General features: G+C 43.4%; 19 protein-coding genes. 11 read left to right on the forward strand and 8 right to left on the reverse strand.

All coding sequences use genetic code 11. From position 1 onward, the window contains the following. The first annotated feature begins 9 nt into the window (after positions 1-9). The 9 genes from sufB to EO132_RS00835 all read left to right on the forward strand — a co-directional run bounded on the left by sufB (position 10) and on the right by EO132_RS00835 (position 7510). The gene (sufB, locus tag EO132_RS00795; RefSeq protein ID WP_127136143.1) at positions 10-1455 is read left to right on the forward strand and encodes a Fe-S cluster assembly protein SufB; all 1446 of its coding nucleotides are present in this window, start codon (positions 10-12) and stop codon (positions 1453-1455) included. A gap of 38 nt (positions 1456-1493) precedes the next feature. Next, positions 1494-2246, forward strand: a complete 753-nt coding sequence (gene sufC, locus EO132_RS00800; protein WP_127136144.1) for a Fe-S cluster assembly ATPase SufC — start codon at positions 1494-1496, stop codon at positions 2244-2246. Positions 2247-2320: 74 nt separating this feature from the next. Then, positions 2321-3637, forward strand: coding sequence for a Fe-S cluster assembly protein SufD (sufD, locus tag EO132_RS00805; protein ID WP_127136145.1), 1317 nt, complete (start codon positions 2321-2323; stop codon positions 3635-3637). A gap of 26 nt (positions 3638-3663) precedes the next feature. After that, positions 3664-4890: an aminotransferase class V-fold PLP-dependent enzyme gene (locus EO132_RS00810; protein WP_127136146.1), complete on the forward strand. Its 1227-nt coding sequence runs from the start codon at positions 3664-3666 to the stop codon at positions 4888-4890. 72 nt (positions 4891-4962) lie between these two features. Next, positions 4963-5385, forward strand: coding sequence for a SufE family protein (locus tag EO132_RS00815; RefSeq protein ID WP_127136147.1), 423 nt, complete (start codon positions 4963-4965; stop codon positions 5383-5385). A gap of 6 nt (positions 5386-5391) precedes the next feature. Then, complete coding sequence (locus EO132_RS00820; RefSeq protein WP_100816841.1) at positions 5392-5721, forward strand: iron-sulfur cluster assembly protein; 330 nt, start codon at positions 5392-5394, stop codon at positions 5719-5721. A gap of 20 nt (positions 5722-5741) precedes the next feature. Then, positions 5742-5975 carry a TIGR03643 family protein gene (locus tag EO132_RS00825; RefSeq protein WP_127136148.1) on the forward strand — a complete coding sequence of 78 codons (234 nt, stop codon included), beginning with the start codon at positions 5742-5744 and terminating at the stop codon, positions 5973-5975. A 27-nt stretch (positions 5976-6002) separates the two neighbouring features. Continuing rightward, complete coding sequence (locus tag EO132_RS00830) at positions 6003-6512, forward strand: DUF2480 family protein (protein ID WP_127136149.1); 510 nt, start codon at positions 6003-6005, stop codon at positions 6510-6512. A gap of 65 nt (positions 6513-6577) precedes the next feature. Next, positions 6578-7510: a DUF3078 domain-containing protein gene (locus EO132_RS00835; RefSeq protein WP_127136150.1), complete on the forward strand. Its 933-nt coding sequence runs from the start codon at positions 6578-6580 to the stop codon at positions 7508-7510. Between the two features lie 253 nt (positions 7511-7763). Here the strand turns inward: EO132_RS00835 and hflX are convergent, their stop codons facing one another. Next, positions 7764-8975, reverse strand: coding sequence for a GTPase HflX (gene hflX / locus EO132_RS00840; RefSeq protein WP_127136151.1), 1212 nt, complete (start codon positions 8973-8975; stop codon positions 7764-7766). Positions 8976-9069: 94 nt separating this feature from the next. On the opposite strand from hflX, the gene EO132_RS00845 reads away from it, so the two are divergent. After that, positions 9070-10020 (forward strand): endonuclease/exonuclease/phosphatase family protein, encoded by a 951-nt coding sequence (locus EO132_RS00845; RefSeq protein ID WP_127136152.1) that lies wholly within the window; start codon positions 9070-9072, stop codon positions 10018-10020. Between the two features lie 151 nt (positions 10021-10171). Then, a complete protein-coding gene (locus EO132_RS00850) occupies positions 10172-12367 on the forward strand; it encodes a S8 family serine peptidase (protein ID WP_127136153.1) in 2196 nt (731 codons plus the stop codon). A gap of 71 nt (positions 12368-12438) precedes the next feature. Here EO132_RS00850 and EO132_RS00855 read toward each other — a convergent pair whose 3' ends face one another. The 7 genes from EO132_RS00855 to EO132_RS00885 all read right to left on the reverse strand — a co-directional run bounded on the left by EO132_RS00855 (position 12439) and on the right by EO132_RS00885 (position 19428). Next, a complete protein-coding gene (locus tag EO132_RS00855) occupies positions 12439-13152 on the reverse strand; it encodes a 3'-5' exonuclease (RefSeq protein WP_127136154.1) in 714 nt (237 codons plus the stop codon). Positions 13153-13161: 9 nt separating this feature from the next. Further along, positions 13162-13632 carry a methylated-DNA--[protein]-cysteine S-methyltransferase gene (locus EO132_RS00860; RefSeq protein WP_127136155.1) on the reverse strand — a complete coding sequence of 157 codons (471 nt, stop codon included), beginning with the start codon at positions 13630-13632 and terminating at the stop codon, positions 13162-13164. After that, on the reverse strand, positions 13632-14753 hold the full coding sequence (locus tag EO132_RS00865; RefSeq protein ID WP_127136156.1) for a CNNM domain-containing protein: 1122 nt from the start codon (positions 14751-14753) through the stop codon (positions 13632-13634). Before EO132_RS00865 ends, EO132_RS00860 begins: the two co-directional genes overlap by 1 nt. Before the next feature lie 88 nt (positions 14754-14841). After that, positions 14842-16209 carry a carboxypeptidase-like regulatory domain-containing protein gene (locus EO132_RS00870; protein ID WP_164732251.1) on the reverse strand — a complete coding sequence of 456 codons (1368 nt, stop codon included), beginning with the start codon at positions 16207-16209 and terminating at the stop codon, positions 14842-14844. Between the two features lie 103 nt (positions 16210-16312). Further along, positions 16313-17617 (reverse strand): serine hydrolase domain-containing protein, encoded by a 1305-nt coding sequence (locus tag EO132_RS00875; RefSeq protein WP_127136158.1) that lies wholly within the window; start codon positions 17615-17617, stop codon positions 16313-16315. A 12-nt stretch (positions 17618-17629) separates the two neighbouring features. Beyond that, a complete protein-coding gene (gene hemB, locus EO132_RS00880) occupies positions 17630-18619 on the reverse strand; it encodes a porphobilinogen synthase (protein ID WP_127136159.1) in 990 nt (329 codons plus the stop codon). Between the two features lie 20 nt (positions 18620-18639). After that, a complete protein-coding gene (locus EO132_RS00885) occupies positions 18640-19428 on the reverse strand; it encodes a PhzF family phenazine biosynthesis protein (protein ID WP_127136160.1) in 789 nt (262 codons plus the stop codon). Positions 19429-19439: the final 11 nt, after the last annotated feature.

The raw sequence follows: 19439 nt of genomic DNA on the forward strand, positions 1-19439 counted from the left end.
TAAAGATATATGGCTTATACAGAGGAAGAATTAAAAAAAGAACTGGAGACCAAAGAGTACGAGTACGGTTTCTACACGGATATTGAATCGGACACCCTTCCGAAAGGGTTGAACGAGGAAATCGTGATTGCCATCTCCAAAAAGAAGGAAGAACCCGATTGGATGACGGAGTGGCGATTGGAGGCTTTTCGTGCCTGGCAGGAGATGGAAGAGCCCGAGTGGGCGAACGTTACCTACAAAAAGCCGGACTTCCAAGACATTTCCTATTACTCGGCTCCCAACAAAAAACCCAAATACAATAGTTTGGACGAGGTGGATCCAGAATTATTGGAAACCTTCAAAAAGTTGGGAATCTCCGTGGACGAGCAGAAAAAGTTGGCAGGAGTTGCGGTGGATATTGTAATGGATTCCGTTTCCGTGGCCACCACCTTTAAAAAGACATTGGCCGAAAAAGGCATTATTTTCTGTTCTATTTCCGAAGCTATTCAGGAACATCCGGAACTGGTAAAGAAATATCTCGGGACCGTAGTGCCCAAAAAAGATAATTTCTACGCGGCATTGAATTCAGCGGTGTTTTCCGATGGATCTTTCTGCTACATCCCAAAGGGTGTTAGGTGTCCCATGGAACTTTCCACCTATTTCCGAATCAACCAAGCGGGAACCGGACAGTTCGAAAGAACCTTGGTGGTGGCCGAAGAGGGCAGTTATGTGAGTTATTTGGAAGGGTGTACCGCGCCCATGCGAGACGAAAACCAGTTGCACGCGGCAGTTGTGGAATTGATTGCTTTGGACGATGCTGAAATCAAATACTCCACCGTTCAGAACTGGTACCCCGGTAACGATCAAGGAAAAGGAGGTGTTTTCAACTTTGTGACCAAGCGTGGACTTTGCGAAAAGAATGCTAAAATCTCTTGGACACAAGTGGAAACAGGTTCCGCTGTGACATGGAAATATCCGTCCTGTATTTTGAAAGGTGACCATTCCATTGGAGAGTTTTATTCCATTGCAGTTACCAATAATTTCCAGCAAGCGGATACGGGGACCAAAATGGTTCATTTGGGCAAGAATACCAAGAGTACGATCATTTCCAAAGGGATTTCTGCAGGTCAGTCACAAAACAGCTACCGTGGATTGGTGCAAGTAAACAGTCGTGCTGAAAATGCAAGGAATTTCTCCCAATGTGATTCCCTATTGATGGGCAACCGTTGCGGAGCGCATACGTTCCCTTACATCGAGGCCAAGAACAAGACTGCACAGATAGAGCACGAGGCCACGACCAGTAAAATTGGCGAGGACCAGATTTTCTATTGTAATCAAAGGGGAATCGATACCGAAAAGGCCATTGCCCTGATCGTAAATGGATTTAGCAAGGAAGTGTTGAACAAGCTACCAATGGAATTTGCCGTAGAGGCTCAAAAACTATTGGAAATCAGTTTGGAAGGCTCCGTAGGATAATAAATACCATCATAAAATAATATTTGAAGAACAACAGCATGCTAGAAATCAAAAATTTACACGCAAGCGTAGACGATAAAGAAATCCTTAAGGGAATCGACCTAAAGGTGAATGCAGGAGAGGTACATGCCATTATGGGTCCTAACGGTTCCGGCAAAAGTACCTTGGCCGAGGTAATCGCTGGTCAGGAGGAGTTTGAGGTAGGAGAAGGAAACATTCTTTTGGAAGGAGAGGATTTGGAAGAACTTTCCCCTGAGGAAAGGGCCCACAAAGGAGTGTTCTTGTCGTTCCAGTACCCAGTGGAGATTCCAGGGGTGTCGGTGACCAACTTCATGAAAACCGCTATCAATGAATCCAGAAAAGCACAAGGTTTGGAGGATATGCCCGCCAACGAAATGCTCAAAAAGATTCGTGAGAAATCAGAAATGCTTGAAATCGATAGAAAGTTTTTGTCACGTTCCTTGAACGAAGGGTTCTCCGGAGGCGAAAAGAAACGCAACGAAATCTTTCAAATGGCAATGATGGAGCCCAAATTGGCCATTTTGGACGAGACGGATTCCGGATTGGATATCGATGCCCTGCGTATTGTGGCCAATGGTGTGAACAAATTGCGCAGCAAGGACAACGCCATTATCGTGATCACACACTACCAACGATTGTTGGAGTATATCGTACCCGATTTTGTACACGTGTTGTACAACGGGAAAATCGTAAAATCCGGAACCAAGGAATTGGCCTTGGAGTTGGAAGAAAAAGGTTACGATTGGTTAAAGGAAGAAGCTGCGGTATAAATAGATGTAAGACTTCAGGGATTGGATTTCAGAAAACCTATTGCTGAAAGCTGATGACTGAAAACTGAAAAAATATGGATTTAAAGGAAAAATTAGTCTCCTCTTTTATGGCTTTTGAAGATGGCTTGGATTTAGATCATCCAGTACATGAGGAAAGATCCAATGCCATGAAGAACTTTGAGACCAAAGGCTTCCCAACAAAAAAGGATGAAGCTTGGAAATACACCTCTTTGAGAGGCTTGCAGAAAGTTGATTTCAGCATTTTTCCAAAGCATGAGACCACGTTGGAATATAAAGACGTGAAGAAGTATTTTCTTCATGAAATAGACACTTACAAAATTGTTTTCGTTGATGGGGTGTACAGTTCATACCTGTCCGAAACCACACACGATGGCGTTGATATTTGTTTGATGAGCTCTGCGTTCAGCAAGCCAATGTTCCAACAGGTAATCGAAGTGTATTTCAACAAGGCGGCCTCCAAAGATGAGTCATTGACCTCACTGAATACAGCTTTCAGTAAAGAAGGGGCCTATATCTATATCCCAAAGAACAAAATGCCCAAAAAACCTATCCAGATCTTGCATTTGGCCACAGGTAATGAGGCGGCCCTGATGTTGCAGCCCCGTAACTTGATTGTTGCCGAGGACAACGCTGAGGTTCAGATCATAGAGCGCCACCAGAGTTTGACGGGCAACGAAGTGTTCACGAACTCCGTAACGGAGATTTTTGCTGGAAAGGATGCCATTGTGGACTACTACAAAGTACAGAACGATGAGCCGACCGCTTCATTGGTGGATAACACTTACATCTCGCAAAAGAGAAGTAGTGTGGTAAGGGTGCATACCTTCTCTTTGGGAGGGAAACTCATCCGTAACAACCTGAATTTCTATCAGAACGGGGAGCGTATCGACTCCACTTTGAAAGGGGTTACGATTTTAGGCGACAAACAGCACGTGGACCATCATACTTTGGTACACCATGCACAGCCCAATTGTGAGAGCCATCAGGATTACAAAGGTATTTTCGGTGACAGTTCCACAGGAGTGTTCAATGGGAAGATCATTGTGGACAAGATTGCCCAGAAAACGGATGCCTTTCAGCAGAACAACAATATTCTGTTGAGCGATAGATCGACCATCAACTCAAAACCACAGTTGGAGATTTTTGCCGATGACGTAAAATGTTCGCACGGATGCACCATTGGCCAGTTGGACGAAGAAGCGATGTTCTATCTGAGATCAAGGGGGATTCCAAAGAAAGAGGCCAAAGCTTTGTTGATGTACGCATTCGCCAATAATGTATTGGAGAGCGTTCGCATTCCAGAGCTTAAGGCACGGATCAATAAAATCATTGCCGACAAATTGGGCGTGCGTATGGGGTTTGACTTATAATCCAATCTTTCCCACAAATTCAGATAATGATAGAGACCACTTTGGACATACAGGCCATTAGAAAGGACTTTCCCATCCTCCAAAGAGAGGTCAATGGACAGCCTTTGGTGTATTTGGACAATGCAGCCACCTCGCAGACGCCACAGCAGGTAATAGATACCATTGTCGATTACTATCAAGGTTATAATGCCAATATCCATCGTGGAGTGCATACCTTGTCACAAGAAGCGACCGATGCCTATGAAGTGGCACGCCAAAAAATCCAAAAACACTTTAACATTGTCCATTCCCATGAAGTGATCTTTACTTCGGGGACAACGCAAAGCATCAATTTGGTGGCAACAGGTTTCACTTCCTTTTTAAAGGAGGGTGATGAGATTTTGGTATCGGCAATGGAACACCATTCCAATATTGTGCCTTGGCAAATGTTATGCGAGCGAACAGGAGCGGTTCTCAAAGTGATTCCAATGAATCTGGAAGGGGAATTGGTCATGGAGGAATACCAAAGCCTATTATCGGAAAGGACCAAGTTGGTATTCTGTAACCATGTGTCCAATGCGTTGGGAACCATAAACCCCATAGAAGAAATCATTGAAGCGGCACATAAAGTTGGAGCGGCCGTATTGATAGATGGGGCGCAGGCTGCGGCACACATCAAAGCTGATTTACAAGCCTTGGATGTGGACTTTTATACCGTTTCCGCCCATAAAGTGTGCGGACCAACGGGGGTTGGAATGCTTTATGGCAAAGAGGAATGGCTCAAGAAATTGCCTCCTTACCAAGGAGGAGGGGAAATGATCGCCGAGGTAACTTTTGAAAAGACCACTTATGCCGATCTGCCCCATAAGTTTGAAGCTGGAACGCCCAACATCTGTGGAGGCATTGCCTTTGGAGCCGCATTGGATTATATGAACAGCATAGGTTTTGATGCCATTGCCCAGTACGAAGATGAGCTGATGCAATATGCCACAGAGCAATTGCTTGCCATTGACGGTTTGAAAATCTACGGAACCGCAGCGCATAAAACTTCGGTAATATCCTTTAATATTGAGGGCGTGCATCCCTATGATATCGGAACCATTGTCGACAAATTGGGTATTGCCGTTAGAACTGGTCATCATTGTGCGCAGCCGATTATGGATTTTTATCAGATCCCTGGAACGGTAAGGGCCAGTTTTAGCTTTTACAACACCAAAGAGGAAGTGGATAAACTGGTGGAAGGTGTTGTACGTGCAAGGAATATGTTGCTATAGCCAGACCGTTATCATTATCATAAAGACTTGAATGGCAACCCTCCGAGTTGTACTTTTGAATAAAACCATCGCATGACCATAAAAGAGATACAAGAAGAGATAATTGATGAGTTTTCCATGTTCGACGACTGGATGCAGCGTTACGAATACATGATTGAACTCGGAAAATCACTTCCATTGATAGCCGAACAGTACAAAACCGATGACAACCTGATCAAAGGATGCCAGAGCAAGGTGTGGGTACATGCCGAACTCGATGGTGACAAATTGGTGTTTACCGCTGATAGTGATGCCATCATCACGAAAGGAATCATTGCCATTTTGGTCAGGGCGTTCAGCAATCAAAAACCACAGGATATTATTGATGCCGATGTGGAATTCATTGATGAAATCGGTCTTAAAGAGCATTTGTCGCCAACGCGGGCAAATGGATTGGTAAGTATGATCAAGCAATTGAAATTGTATGCGGTTGCCTATCAAACACAGTTAAAATAACACAGAATGAGCGAAGAAACTACCATAGATACACAAGAACTCGGTGAGAAAATCGTAAAGGTGCTCAAAACCATTTATGATCCGGAAATCCCTGTGGACATATATGAGTTGGGTTTGATCTACGATGTATTTGTGAACGAGGAATACGAAGTAAAGATTTTGATGACCTTAACATCGCCCAATTGCCCTGTTGCGGAAACCTTGCCCGTGGAGGTAGAGGAGAAGGTTAAGTCCATTGATGTTTTGAAGGACGTTGAGGTGGAAATCACTTTCGATCCACCCTGGACCCAAGAACTTATGAGCGAGGAAGCGAAACTGGAACTTGGACTCTTGTAAAGTACCCCGATAAACACAAAATGACCACAAGACAAATCGATAGAATCATTGAGATGGCTTGGGAGGACAGAACCCCGTTCGAGGCCATTGAATACCAGTTTGGCCTCAAGGAGAATGATGTTAGGGAGGTAATGCGAAATAATCTCAAGCGTTCCTCTTTTGAGTTGTGGAGGAAACGGGTAAAGGGGAGGAGGACCAAACACCAGAAAACTTCTCCTGCTGACAGATTTAAATCGCAGAATCAAAAATTATAGTGGATAACCTTCACGGGAAGTACAAATATGGAAAAGGAAATTGTAAATAGAGTAGCCCAAAGCAAGTTGATCACCTTCAACCTGGAGGATTATTATCCAAATGGAGAGCGAAAGTTGCTGGACATCAAGGATTGGTTGTTCGAAGGCTTTATCCTGCGTGAAAAAGAATTCCGTTCCCATATTGATGAACATGATTGGTCTACCTATCAGGATGCTTATGTGGCGCTTCAATGCTCTTCGGATGCCATTGTTCCAGGCTGGGCATTTATGCTGATTGCTTCCAAACTTCAACCTTACGCTAAAAAAGTGGTGCAGGGGAGCTTGGAAAACCTCGAAACCGCGCTTTACCAATCTATTTTGGAAAACTTGGATGTGACACAGTTCACGGATAAGCCTGTAATTATTAAAGGGTGTTCGAACAAACCCGTGCCAGAGAATGCTTATCTCATGGCAGTGGCCAGAATACAAGAGGTCGCTAAAAGCGTTATGTATGGCGAGGCCTGTTCCTCGGTTCCTCTCTATAAAAAGCGGAAGTAGCAGTTATTGATTTTCAAACCGAGACATTTCTTATTTTTGCGGTTCTAAACAGTAAACTCCATACTATGAAAAAATTGCTTTTTGCTATTGCGGGATCCATTTTCATTTTTTCCGCGACCGCCCAAACAAAGGAAGAACTAAAAGCTGAGATAGGTCCCAAAAAGGATTCTATTGCGGCTATTCAAAAAAGAGTGGACGGCCTGCAGGCAAAACTGGATGCCTTGCCTGGTTGGAAGATTGGTGCTTTTGGAACCATTGGGGGCAGTATTTCACAGTTCAACAACTGGTTTGCCCAAGGAATTCCGAACAACTCATCAGGAAATATCGGATTTACCGTCAATGCTTTTGCCAATCTCAAGGAAGAGAAATTCTTTTGGAGAAATGCGGCCAATCTCAACCTGTCTTGGGTCAAATTGGATGATAAGGATGACCCAACGGATGATGATAGCTTCCGCCAAGCAACGGATGTTTTCAATATATCATCATTATATGGTAGAAAACTGAGTGAGAAGTTTGCCATTTCCGGTTTGGCGGAATACCGCACCACAATATTGAGCAATTTCAACGACCCGGGCTATCTCGACCTTGGTGTGGGTGCTACATGGACCCCGATATCCGATTTGGTGGTGGTCATACACCCGCTCAACTACAATTTTGTGTTCAGTAGTGAGGACACCATTTTTGAATCTTCCATGGGTGCCAAGATAGTGGCGGACTATACCAAACAAATAGGCGCTGTAAGCTTTAAAAGTAACCTTTCCATGTTCCAGAGTTATGAGAGCAGTGACCTGAGCAATTGGACCTGGACCAACTCTTTTAGTTATACCTTATGGAAAATGATAGGTGTCGGGTTCGATTTTGGATTGCGAAACAACAAACAGGAGACCTTGAACTACATTGTGAACAATGCACCAACTCCAAATCCGGATGCTACTTTCGATACGATTGACAATGAACTACAAACGTACTGGACTTTGGGATTGAGCTATAAGTTTTAAGAAGAGAATTCAACAAAAAAAGCCCTCGATAATGAGGGCTTTTTTGTGGGGTGAAAAATGTTTTTCATGTTTTTAAGACCATGGTCTAAGTAGGTTAAGATCCGTAAGATCTGCGTTCGACACTAAAATGACTTAAAAACAGTGTGAAAGTAGGTCATCTGTGGTCACTCCCTAAACTTTTGTTGTGAACTGGTCTAAATATGTTGTGAACGGAACAGGTATTTGCAGTTTATCGAAGAAGTTGGAAAAAGGCCTAGTATTCATCCAAATGCTCTGGATACAAAAAGTTGTTGTACGGAAAACGGGTTACATGGATGTCCCGTACGGCATCGTACACACGCTTTCTGAATTCGTCCATGTTTTCCTTGTTCAAGGCCGAGATAAATAGCACTTTGTCACCAAGTTTGTTGAAATACGTTTTTTTCCACTCCTCCAAAGTGAAATGCGCTTTTGTGCGCTCTGTGACCAGGTCGTCCTCATCTATGGTTTCCGGAGTGTACCGGTCTATTTTATTGAAGACCATGATGCAAGGTTTATCCTTGCTTTCGATTTCATCAAGGATTTTATTTACCGAGTCGATATGCTCTTCGAAATTGGGATGCGAAATATCCACTACGTGAAGCAATAGATCCGCTTCGCGCACCTCGTCCAGAGTACTTTTAAAACTCTCCACCAGTTGGGTGGGCAGTTTTCTGATGAACCCTACCGTGTCACTCAACAAAAAAGGAAGGTTGCCCAAGACCACTTTTCTTACCGTGGTGTCCAAAGTGGCAAATAGCTTGTTCTCCGCGAATACATCACTCTTGCTGATCACGTTCATCAAAGTGGATTTCCCTACATTGGTGTACCCAACCAAAGCTACACGGACCAAAGAGCCGCGATTACCTCGTTGGGTTTCCATTTGACGGTCTATTTTGGCAAGTTTCTTTTTGAGCAAAGCAATTCGGTCACGAACAATACGTCTATCCGTTTCAATTTCGGTTTCACCGGGACCACGCATTCCAATACCCCCTCGCTGCCTTTCCAAGTGGGTCCACAGACCGGTCAATCTGGGCAATAGGTATTCGTATTGGGCCAGTTCCACCTGTGTTCGTGCATAACTCGTCTTTGCCCTTTGGGCAAATATGTCCAGAATAAGGCTGGTCCTGTCCAGAACTTTGCAACGCAACAGCTTTTCGATATTGTTTTGCTGTGCCGGGGAGAGTTCATCATCAAAAATAACGGAGCCGATATCGTTCTCCTTCACATATTTGCGCACCTCTTCCATTTTCCCACTACCGATATAGGTTTTGGGATTGGGCACATCTATCCGTTGGACAAATCTTTCTTCAACTTCGCCACCGGCAGTGTATGTCAAAAATTCAAGCTCATCCAAGTACTCCGTTACCTTGTCCTCGTTCTGGTATTGGTTCATTACACCAATGAGTACCGCCTTTTCATATTCTATTGACTTCTTTTCTAGCATCAAACAGTTTTAAAGTACAAATCTACGCAATGTTTTGGAAGCTCTTTTTGTACTTTGCCATTTCTATTGACGCAAAAGAAAAAACCTTAGCACTTTGCAAAAACAGGACGACCGATATACGATAGCTTTTTACAATCTTGAAAACTTTTTCGACACCAAGAACGATCCATATTTGCTGGATGATGATTTTACCCCCAAGGGCTTTAGAAAATGGACCAAATCGAAGTTTTGGAAAAAGGTCAAAAAAATCTCGAGGGCCATCTCGAAAATAGGATTGGAGGATAGTGAGTATCCCCCGGTTTTGGTGGGCATGGCGGAGGTGGAGAACAAAGGTGTGATCGAAAGCCTGTTACAGACCAAAAAACTACGGGATTTTGATTATGATGTGATTCATTTTGATTCGCCAGATGAACGGGGCATCGATACGGCACTGATTTACGATAAACAGCACTTTTCCGTACTGGATGCGGAAACCATACCCTTGTTGGTACAGAACACCAATGGGGACAGGGACCTTACCCGTGATATTCTGTATGTACACGGCAAGTTGCACCAAGAGGAAATCCATGTCTTTGTCAACCATTGGCCATCCCGAAGGGAAGGGGCCGAGGAAACCAGCTATAAACGCATCAAAGCTGCGGAAACCATTCTGAATAAAGTTGAACAGCTCCAAGGGAACAACTCGAATATCATCATTATGGGTGATTTCAATGACGACCCCAATTCGGAAAGCATAAAAACAATTATGGAGACTGGAAGATTCATCAATCCGATGAAAAAACTACTGTCCCCTATATCCGGTAGTGCCAATTATAGGGGAAAATGGAGTTTGTTCGATCAAATACTGCTCTCCCATAGTTTTTTGAACTATGAAGCAGGCACCCATAGCTTTGTAAAGGCCAAGATATTCTCACCTCGTTTCCTGAAAGAATGGAAAGGAAGGTACAAGGGGAACCCATTCAGAACTTTCGCTGGAGGTAGATATTTGGGTGGTTACAGCGACCACTTTCCGGTGTACATCGTTTTGGATGAAAACAAATCATAATAGTAGGAAAAAAGTTACACAACGTAAAAGTGGTTTTTCACAACACAATGAGGTAAAAAACTATGCATTTCATCGAATAAAGTAGGAATTTAATCGATAATTACTACATCTAATCATATATTCGTAGTCCAAATCTTACCTAAACTTAATTATGGACTACAGATTTCCTTCAGGGGCCAAGGGAGTGATCTTCTCCATTTTACTTTCGCTTTTAGGCGCGATTTCCGCACATGCCCAATCCCAAAATGCAAAGAATCGGATTCTTTCTTCCTACGATCAAGGAAAAATTTCCGCTTTTATTTCCCAAATGGAAATGGAGCATCAATCCAAACTCAAACAAATAGGTAAACTGATAAAGTCCAAAGGGCTTAAAGCTTCAGAGGAAAAGAACAATGGTGCCCAGATAGCATTGAAGGATATTGGTACTGATGGCACACCACTTTACTATACCACACTTACCGATCCTGCTTCACAAACTTCGAGAGCACATACATTATACGAAAAGGGCCTATTGAATTTAGGCTTGACGGGAGCCAACATGGAAGTTGGTGTTTGGGATTCCGGTATTGCCCTATCTTCCCATCAAGAGTTTGATGTCCGTGCCAAAAATGCCGATAATGCGGACGAGATAAGCTTGCATGCCACTTTGGTGACGGGGAATCTTATTTCCGCTGGAGTGGAGCCCAATGCCAAAGGTGTTGCCTATGGAGCCCAAGCCTTGACCCATGATTGGAGCAGAGATAAAATTGAAGTGGCAGAAGCAGCTGCCAATGGTCTTTTGTTGAGCAACCACTCCTATGGAATTCTATCTGACAGGGTGCCCGATTGGTATTTTGGTTCGTATATCAAGGTTACCCAAGATTGGGATAGGATCATGTACAATGCACCGTATTATTTGATGGTGACTGCTGCAGGAAATGCCCAGAAGTCCTATGATAATGAAGCGCCGAGTTTTGGGAAAACCGCTGATGGTTTTGATTTGTTGCTGGGCTTTACCACCACTAAAAACGGGTTGACCATCGCCGGAGCCAATACAGAGATTGATGGCAATGGTGATTTGAAGAAAGCTTCCGTGGCTGGGTACAGTAGTTTTGGTCCTGTTGATGATGGCCGTGTAAAACCCGATCTTGCTGGAGATGGCGGGGATATTCTTTCCACAAGCTCTGTTACCAATAGCAGTTATCAGGTATCTGCCGGAACTTCGATGGCAGCTCCAGGGGTTACCGGGTCACTCTTGTTGTTGCAACAGTATCATGAAGAACTTTTCGGTTCCTATATGAAAGCGGCTACCTTAAAGGGGCTTGCGCTTCATACTGCCGATGATGTGGATGCCAAGGGACCTGATTACAAAATGGGCTGGGGTGTAATGAATGCCAAATCTGCGGCAGAAGTACTTCAAAATAAAGAATACACCACTTTGGTGAATGAAGAATCACTATCCGAAGGGGAAACCTACTCGATTACCGTAATGGCCATGGAAAACGAACCTTTGGTGGCTTCGATTTCTTGGACGGACCCGGAATCCGAATATGTAAACCGAGGAGACCTAAACAGTACGACAGCTGCCTTGGTCAATGATTTGGATATTAGAATCACAAAGAATGATGAGACCCATTTTCCCTGGAGATTGAACCCGGCCAAAGCAAACGACGCTGCTACTAAGGGCGACAACAAAGTTGATCCCTTTGAGCGTGTAGAGGTGGAGAATGCTGTGGGAGTCTATACGATCACCATTTCGCATAAGGGTAGCTTGAAAACTGGATTGCAGGATTTTTCGTTGATAGTTTCCGGTGCCCAGATTTCCAATTGTTCCATTGAAACCCCCTCTGGTCTGGACTTGGAAAATTCAGCAAGTGACAGCACTGTCCTTTCATGGGATGGGGCGGAAGAAACCTTGTTCGAAGTACAGTACAAAAGTATTGATGTGGATGGTTGGCAAAGCGAGTTGATTTGGGACAACACTTTTGATCTTTCCAATTTAGAGATAGGTAAGGTGTACGAAGCCCGTGTGCGTTCCATTTGTACCGAGAATGCGGTATCGGAGTTTTCGGAAACCATTGAATTCGAGTTCAACGGAGCGGAAACCGAACTGATTCAAAATGCTCCAATGTCCATGCCCCAGGAACTCAATATATCAGTATATCCAAATCCTGCTGTTGATTACTTGAATGTGAACGCTGAGTTGTCCAAAGATGCTGAATTCTCCATTGTGACCACATCGGGAAACACCATTAAAAAAGGTAAGACCGAAGGTTCCATCAATGTATCATCGCTAGCTTCCGGATTGTATGTTTTGGTGGTCCAGGATTATGGAGGCATCAAGAGCACGAAATTTTATAAAAACTAGTCGACGAGACAGTGTAATCAATCATAGAATGACTACATGTTCAGTATCAGTTCGAACGCAGTCGAGAACCATTACACCTTCTTAATCTCCTCATCGGTCAAAAGTTCCTCGTTACGCAGTCGTAGGAATACTTGCGCCGTGGTCACCACATCCAGTTCACAATAGGTAATGATTCTATCGATATCCTTTTCCTTGTAGAACACATCCTTTACCATGCTGCCGTCCATATCCTCTTTGGGAGAAGGGATTCCGAGCACGTGTGCTAAGAGCTTGAGGGAAGTATAGTGTTTGTAATCGCCGAACTTCCAAAGTTCCATGGTATCCAAATGTGGGACTTCCCAGGGCTTTTTTCCGAAAAGATCCAGTTTGTAGGGCAGATTGATGCCGTTTATGATCATTCTGCGGGCGATATAGGGGAAATCGAACTCTTTCCCGTTGTGGGCGCACAAAAGATGTTTTACGTGGCTAAAATGGTCTTGAAGCAGTTGCTTGAACTGTTTTAGGATGTCGGGTTCGTCCCCATAAAAGGAAGTGACCCTAAAAGTTCTAACATCGCCTTGTGTTTTAAAATAGCCTACCGAGATACAAACGATTTTACCGAACTCGGCCCAAATGCCTGCTCGCTCGTAGAATTCATCGGGGGTGTACCCATCTTTACGCTGGTATTGCGTTTTTTGTTCCCATAGGATCTGGGCGGCTTCATCCAAATCGGAGAAATTTTGATGTTGGGGTACGGTCTCGATATCCAAAAAGAGGATATGCTCCAGGTTAAGTTTATAAAGCATGGTAGCCAATTAAAAAAGAGTCGTCTGCTTTACAGGACTCTCGTGTTCCAATAACCATTTTTTTCTATGCAGTCCACCTGCATAGCCTGTGAGGTCTCCGTTGGTTCCTATTACACGATGACAGGGAACCACAATCCAAAGTGGATTTTTGCCATTGGCCGAGGCTACTGCACGAATGGCCTTTACGTCACCGAGTTGTTTGGAAAGTTCCAAATAAGAAATGGTTTTACCAAAAGGTATTTGTAATAGGGCATCCCAAACTTTCTTTTGAAAATCGGTGCCCGAGGGATTCAATTTAAGGTCAAATACCGTTCGGTCTCCATTAAAATATTCCTGAAATTGTTCGGCAGGACCTTTCAGGACCTCAGGAATTATACCTTTTGGTTTTTTATTGTCCAAAACAGCAATGGATGCAAGGCCATTTTCATCACCTTTCATTTCAGCAATCCCGATAGGTGTCTGTATGTAAGCTGTTTCCATCACTCCACTTCATCTTCATCTTCAATGATTCCCAATCGCTTTGCTCGGGCATGCCAGTTCTTTCTAGCTAGCTTTTGAAGGTCTTCTACGTTATCACTTTCATCCATGATCTCGAAACCTAGCAGGGTTTCAATCACATCTTCCATGGTAACCAAACCACTGACCGAACCGTACTCGTCCACCACCAAAGAAATGTGCTCTCTCTTCTGCACAAATTTTTTGAAAAGGTCATTTATGGACTTGCTGCGGTTGGTGACCAATAGTTCCCTACGGATAGTGGCCAAGGTTTCATTTCCTTTTTTATTGACAATGGCTTCCAGCAATTCATCTTTCAATACAAAACCTGTAATATTGTCCATGCGGTCTTTGTACAATGGTATCCGTGAGAAGCGAAGTGGTCGGTTTTTTTCAAAAAACTCCTTTATTGGCGTGTCTTCGGATGCCACCTTCATTACGGTTCTGGGGGTCATGACATCGCGAGCCAAAATTTCATCAAAATAGAGCAGGTTTTTGATCATTTTGGATTCCGATTCCTTGAATACGCCTTCCTCATGGGCAATTTCGGTCATAGCGCTGAAATCTTCGCGGCTCAATATGCTTCCGTGCTCCCCTTTGGCACCAACAAGTTTGGTAAAGAGTTGTAATAGCCATAACAGTCCCGTCCATTTTAGGATGAAGACCATAATGTTCAGTGCTTTGCTGGTAAAGTTGGCCAACTGTTTCCAAAATGTCGCTCCTATGGTCTTTGGGATGATTTCTGAGGCGACCAATATCAAAATGGTCATCAGGGTGGAAACAATACCCACCATAAGATCTTCGGTCAGTGAAAAACCAAAAATGGTTCGCTCCGTAGTACCATATAGTTCTGCATAGGCGACTTTGGCCTGAACTCCCACCAAAATGGCACCAACTGTGTGCGCGATGGTGTTCAAGGTCAAAATGGCGATCAACGGCTTATCAACGTCCTTTTTAAGGGTTTCCAATGTGGTCGCATAATCTTTCCCCTCTTGCTTTTTTACATTGATGAAAGTCGGTGTGATACTCAACAGCACAGCCTCCAAAATGGAGCATAGAAAGGAAAAGAAGATGGAAATAAGGGCGTAAAATATAAGTAGTCCCATAGAATTTTTCTGAAATAGCAAGTTAACGATTATGAAAATACAATACTATGTGGAAAAAGAAACATTTTAAAGTTTCTATTAATTAATATCAAAGGATAGTGATTGATACGGGTCTTGTATATTTTAATTCCTTGAGGTCAATACGAAAAACTTCATTAGAGGCCTTGTCTGAGAAATTCCTTGATTGATTTCCGCCCAATATGTAAATATGGTTCTTGTAATAGTGGATGTCGGGGTTTTCGGCATCCACGTCTAAAAAATATTTTTTTAACTCCCCATATTTGGGGTCGTAAGTGAAGAGCATTTCCTTTTGATAGATATAAAGGATTCCATTCCCTTGAGTGAATTTTACGTCTTCGAAGGAAAGTTCCAATTCATCCAGTTTTTTCCATTTACCATTAATAAGGTCAAATTGATGGAGAATTTTTTTATCATTTTTGTCATTGACCGCTATATATAGTTTGTTGTCCAAAAGGGCTCCATCGGTTTCAAGACCTATGGGCATATTGCCGAGTTCGTACCAGTTTCCCGAAGTGACGTTGTAAAAGTGCATTTTGTTGATAAAGGTCTTTTTGCCGTTTTTGGTCATTTTGGTCGAACCTCCAATGACCAAAATATCATTTCCATGAGAAATACTTAACGGATTTGAAGCTTCGTGGGGATTCATGTAGTCAACAAAGACGGTATCCTTTTCAATGTCGTACACCTCTATGGTATTGGCCAAATATTCAAACAGACCGTTATCGGAGATGGTCTTACCTCCAATCACGTATATTTTTCCATTAAGAGGAACGATACTGTGGTATGCCCTTTTTGAAAACTCAGTGTCTGATTTAATCCAACTATCCTTTGAAATATTATAAATCTGAAGCTTATCTGAATAGGATTCCCAAGAAGTGCTTTGGGATAGGGCCATTTTTGTAAACACCATTGGGTCATTAAATTGCGAGGGGTCAATCTCGCTCATTTGCTCAAATGCCATCCTAAAATTATCTGGGTTTATAGATTGGTCCCCACCTATCACATAAATCTTTCCGTCAACGATCGTACTTCCAAAACCTGTAAGGGCATAACGCATTGGGGCAAGTTTTTCCACCTTGATTTTGTCAACCAACTTTCTGCGGCCAGCAACTTCCACCTCATCCAACTGCTCTTCTTTTGGGATAAGGAAAATGGTATCCCTTTGTTTGTCGAGAAATTCTTTTAGATTATAACTGAAGGTATGATATCCCAAGTGTGTGAATAGAATTGAACCTTTCGTTGTGCTGTTTTCCAGAGACCATTTGCCATCAGTATCGCTTTCGGTTCCAACAGCACTGTTTTTGAGATAAATATTGACATTTTCCAGTGGTTCTTTTGTTTCTGAATCTACAATCACGCCACTGATATTTTGGGCCGTAAGTGAAAAACTGCCTATGAGAAAAAATGAGGAGATAATTACCTTGGTCAAATCCACTTCCAAAAGGTTTTAAGATTAAAATTACAAGGGGATTGCCTAAATGTAGAGAATAATATAAAGTAAAGGAATGTTATGAAGGAAATTTCTGTGTTTGTTAACCTTAGTCGATCTTCAACCCCTCCGCTTTGTAAAAAACATCTTGTAGGGCCGTCCGGATGTTCAGACCATATAGTTGACGATGGTCCCTGGAAGGATACACCCGGTTGGATAGAAAGATAAAAGTGAGTTTTTTTTCTGGGTCCGCCCACACAAAGGTTCCTGTGAAGCCGGAATGTCCAAAACTTTTGGGACTGGCCAAAGGGGAGGGATAAGCTTCCCCCAAAGAAAGTTCAGCATTATCGAGCAGGGGTTTGTCAAAACCCAGCCCACGGCGGTTGTCGTTTTCAGGATATTGCACTTCGGTAAATTCCTTTACGGTCCCGGTAGAAATAAGCTGCTGTCCATCGATGTTCCCATAATTTTGATAAAAGAGCATCAATTTGGCCAAGTCATCGGCCGTTCCGAACAGACCCGCATTGCCCGAAACCCCTCCTTTAAGTGATGCATTTTCGTCGTGCACCCAACCTTTGACCAAGGTTTTTCTAAAGAGCGAATCAACTTCGGTGGGAACGATGGCATTCACGTAATGGTTTTCCTTAGGTAGGTATCCCAAGGTATGGCAACCCAAAGGTTGATAGAAATTTTCATCCAGATAGGTTTGATAATCGGTACCTGTGAGCTGTTCGATCAAACTGGGGAAAACCAGAAAGGTGAGCCCTGAGTATTTGTACTTCTTTTCATCAGAGACTTTGGACCGATTGACGATCCGGTTCATTTTTCGTTCAAAACGATTGTTGATGTAGAGTCCATCGTATACCTGTCCTTGAAATTTTTTATCCGATGAATTGTGGACAAACCTCCTTTTGATCTTGCCATTTTTCCGAAGCACTTTCTGTAAAAAGACGATGTATGGCACCAAACCTGCTTGATGTGCCAAGATTTCCCGAAGGGTAAGCTCTTTTTTGTCCTTTCGACGTTTCCATGGTTCCCAATAAGTGCTAAAGGGTTTGTCCAGATCAAGTTTACCTTCGTCCACCAACTTCATTAGCGCAGGCAACGGTCCCGAAATTTTTGTGACGGAGGCCAAATCATACATATCGTTCAACGCGACGGGCTGAATGCTATCGTAGGTGTGGAAACCGTATGCTTTGTGGAAAATAACCGTGTCGTTCTTGGCGACCAAGAGTTGCGCCCCGGGGAAGGCCAAACTATCAATGCCCATTTCCATAATGGAATCCACTTTTTGGTTGATGAAATTTTCATCGAAACCCAATTTGGAGGGATAAGCGTGAACAAGCTCCCGTTGGGCAAAGCAAAAAGGAATCACTAAAGTGATGAAGAAAAACGAAACGGCAAGTCTTTTCATTCTGGTTGAGATTTATCCCAAAGTACGGATAAAATCCTTCGCAAAATAACTGGCGATGATATCGGCACCTGCTCTTTTTAAGGCTGTCAATTGTTCCAACATCACCGCATCATGGTCCAACCAACCTTTTTCTGCCGCAGCTTTTACCATGGCATATTCCCCAGAAACCTGATAAACAGCAACGGGCACTTCTACTTCATTTTTTATTTCCCGAACAATATCCAAATAGCACAATCCAGGTTTAACCATCACCATATCGGCCCCTTCGTCAATGTCCATTTGGGTTTCCTTGATGGCTTCATACCGATTGGCATAATCCATTTGATAGGTTTTTTTATCCTTGGGTACATTGGCGATATCCACTGGTGCGGAATCCAGGGCATCACGGAAGGGACCATAAAATGCACTGGCGTATTTGGCAGAGTAGGCCATAATTCCCGTGTTGATGAACCCTTCCTCCTCCAAAGCTTCGCGAATGTTCAATATTCTACCGTCCATCATATCACTGGGAGCCACAAAATCGGCTCCGGCCTTGGCGTGCGACACACTCATTTCAGCTAGTACTTCAGCGGTTTCATCATTCAGGATTTGCCCTTCGGCCACAATACCGTCGTGTCCGTAGGATGAAAAGGGGTCCATGGCAACGTCTGTCATTACCAACATTTGTGGACAGGCATTTTTCACGGTTTTAATGGCACGCTGCATCAAACCATCGGGATTCAAGGCTTCGGTTCCCTTATTGTCTTTCAATTTGTCATCGACCTTAACAAAAAGAAGGACGGAGCACAATCCCATTTTCCAGAGTTCCTTTGCTTCTTTTTCGAGATTGTCCAAACTCAGCCTAAAATAGTTGGGCATCGAGGGTATTTCTTCCTTGATTCCTTTGCCTTCGGTCACAAATAAAGGCACCAAAAAGTCATCCGGGGACAATGTGGTTTCCCTGACCAATCTCCTGATGGATTCTGATGCACGTAGTCTTCTGTTTCGTATTAATGGGTACATATATTTAGTTTTAAGCTGAATTAAACATCAATTTCTCCTGTGAGATAAAGCACGGCTTTTCCTGAAATTTTAACACGTTCGCCCAAATACTCACAGACTAGATCGCCACCTCGTTTGGAAAGCTGTTCGGCTGTCATTTTGGTTTTATCCAACACTTCGGTCCAGTAGGGGGATAATGAGGTGTGGGCGGAACCGGTCACAGGGTCTTCTGGAATACCACAGGCAGGGGCAAAAAAGCGGGAAACAAAATCCACTTCATCCCCAGGTGCGGTCACGATAACCCCACGAACATCCAATTGCGCCAACAGATGATGGTTAGGTTCAAGAGCTTCGATTTCCTTCTGGGAGCTATAAACCATCATATAATCGGTTTTACCCTTCAGGGTTTTTACCGGAGTCTGCCCTATGGCGTTGTCCAATTCATCGATGTTTCGGATGGCTATCAGATTGTCCGTTGGGAAATCCATGGTCAACCAACCATTATCGGCCTTAGTTACGGTTAGATTCCCACTTCGGCCGGAATAAAACTGAATGGTATCTTTTTCAAGTTCATAAAAATGGAACAGGACGAAGGCCGTGGCCAAGGTTGCATGTCCGCACAGGTCCACTTCCACTTCGGGGGTAAACCATCGTATTTCGTAAAGCTCATCCTTTTTAACCGCAAAAGCTGTTTCCGCCAAGTTGTTCTCCTGCGCAATTTTTTGCATCAGTTCGGGACTTAACCACGAATCCAAAATACAGACCGCAGCAGGATTTCCGCCAAAGGTTTGACTGGTAAATGCGTCTATTTGATAAATTTTCTGTCTCATTGATTTGGTTT

Source organism: Flagellimonas oceanensis (genome assembly GCF_003992595.1).
In the GTDB taxonomy this organism is placed as follows: domain Bacteria; phylum Bacteroidota; class Bacteroidia; order Flavobacteriales; family Flavobacteriaceae; genus Flagellimonas; species Flagellimonas oceanensis.